Origin of the sequence: Halomonas sp. HMF6819 (assembly GCF_044335525.1) — a bacterium.
Lineage (GTDB): Bacteria > Pseudomonadota > Gammaproteobacteria > Pseudomonadales > Halomonadaceae > Vreelandella.
Window position 1 is genome coordinate 1 of sequence record NZ_JBIQVY010000017.1, and the last position, 1,765, is coordinate 1,765.

The following is a 1,765-nucleotide window of genomic DNA, read 5'->3' on the forward strand; positions in this document are numbered from 1 at the left end:
CGATCTGGTGACCGTGAGCGGCACGACCAACGACAAACCGGCGCGGCAGCTGCTGGCGCTGACCGACAAGGGGCGCGAGCTGGCGCATGGCGAGGAGGTGGGTGATGCAAAAGCCGATTGAGGTGGGGTGCCGGGTGGTCGTTGTGGATGCCAATGACCCAAAACTAATAGGGGCCTCTGGCATAGTGACCGAAAGGAGCCCCGACTATGTAGTGGCATCCAACGGCGCAAGCGGGGTGTTTTGGGGAGTCAGTAGCACTAATAGCTTTCACAAAGAATCTTGCCTGCGCCGCATCGATGGTTACGACCCCAGCGCTGATGAAACCGAGCAGGAGGTCACTCACGATGTCGAAGCGTTCGCTTAAACCCGTCGATCATCAAAACATCGTGCTACGCCTGCTGACGCGTACCGGCCCGGCGGCGCCGGAGTACCTAGCGCAGTTGGCGCACGACCATGGCCTGCCTGTCTCGCTGCACCAGGTGCGCGTGGCGTGTGACGCGCTGGTCTCCGAGGAGTACGCCGCCGGCGGTGGTGATCGGTACCGGCTGACCGAGTTTGGCGCGCGCGAGACGCTGGCCGTGCCGCTGCTGGGTAGCTATCACCTCGAGCCCGCTGCCGGGGGTGAGCATGTCGAATAGCATACAGGGGCGCCGGGTGTGCCCCGAGTGCCACTACCCCAGGGGCGTGGGCGAGTTCAAGGAGCCGGGCACGTGGCTACCGCTGCCGGCGTGTAAATCGTGTCTGCGCAAGATCCAACGCGGGAGGGCTCGGGCATGACGCTTTTCTTGATCGGCGCTTTCTTTGGCTTCTGCGTTGGCTTGTTGTCCGCTTTCTACGCGGTGCTTTGCATTTTGTGGGGTGGACCCGAAGAGGCGCTGGAGAATTCCGATGACTGATAAGCCCAAGGGCGGCCCGTACGCCAAGCGCGCCGCTGTGCTGTGTAGCAATTCCCGGTTTGGTCTTTACCTCGACCAGCGCCGGCGCCAGAAGGGCAATCTGAATATCGAGCACCTGCCGGACGGCACCCACTCGCCCGAGGACTGTGCCGAATGGCTGCGCGGTGCCTGTGGCGTGGAGAGCCGTGCGGAGATCGACCACAACGACGACGCGCGGGGAATGCTCGACCGAATCGTCGCGGACTACAGCAACTGGGAGCGCGGTCAGCGCCAGCGGGGTGAGGCATGACGACTAAAGGCGAGCAGCTGCAGGGCCGGGCGGTAACGTTGGTGGGCACTGTATCCATCTGGCTGCATCCAGTTGCCCAAGGTGGCTTGGGCAACATTGCATCGTTTGTGGCGTGGCCGTATGTGCTCATGCTCCTTTTGGGAGCTTTGCTATGCCACTCCTATGGGTTTGATGGCGTCAACAGGCTTTGGCCAAGGCCCATTGGAGCGCTGTTTTTGATAGCGCGGTGGGGCGGTATCTTCTGGCTGATTTATCACGGCGCCTTGGCAATGCCCATTCTTCTGGTCGCTGCGGGCTTCATTTTCTGGTCGGCGAAAAAGACACACACAACCCAGCGGGGTGAGGCATGACGACAACACGCAAACCCCGCCGCGTACTCGGCCCCTCTGGCGCCAGCACTGCGCCCCGCAAACGGCCGGTCGACTGGGAAGGTCAGGAGCAGGCGGTGCTGATCCGGTGGTTACTCGGCGAGCGCCAGCGCGGCACTCCGGTGGGCACGCTCTACGATGTGACGTTTCATGTGCCCAACGGTGGCCAGCGCTCGAAATCCACCGGCGCCGCCATGAAGCGCCAGGGTGT

Annotated in this window: 5 protein-coding genes and 1 pseudogene; all 6 read left to right on the forward strand. The window is 62.8% G+C overall.

What is annotated here, in order from left to right; all coding sequences use genetic code 11:
• Positions 1-104 precede the first annotated feature (104 nt).
• Entirely contained in the window at positions 105-365 is a 261-nt protein-coding gene (locus ACGLWX_RS18260; RefSeq protein WP_396241888.1) for a hypothetical protein, read from the forward strand.
• Positions 346-639, forward strand: a complete 294-nt coding sequence (locus tag ACGLWX_RS18265) for a hypothetical protein (RefSeq protein WP_396241890.1) — start codon at positions 346-348, stop codon at positions 637-639. The genes ACGLWX_RS18260 and ACGLWX_RS18265 overlap by 20 nt, the downstream gene beginning before the upstream one ends.
• 135 nt (positions 640-774) lie before the next feature.
• Complete coding sequence (locus ACGLWX_RS18270) at positions 775-897, forward strand: hypothetical protein (protein ID WP_396241892.1); 123 nt, start codon at positions 775-777, stop codon at positions 895-897.
• Positions 890-1,186, forward strand: a complete 297-nt coding sequence (locus ACGLWX_RS18275; RefSeq protein WP_396241894.1) for a hypothetical protein — start codon at positions 890-892, stop codon at positions 1,184-1,186. The genes ACGLWX_RS18270 and ACGLWX_RS18275 overlap by 8 nt, the downstream gene beginning before the upstream one ends.
• Positions 1,183-1,536, forward strand: a complete 354-nt coding sequence (locus ACGLWX_RS18280; RefSeq protein WP_396241896.1) for a hypothetical protein — start codon at positions 1,183-1,185, stop codon at positions 1,534-1,536. Before ACGLWX_RS18275 ends, ACGLWX_RS18280 begins: the two co-directional genes overlap by 4 nt.
• Positions 1,533-1,765: pseudogene (locus ACGLWX_RS18285) on the forward strand (hypothetical protein); the annotation flags it as partial. The gene ACGLWX_RS18280 and the pseudogene ACGLWX_RS18285, both read left to right, overlap by 4 nt.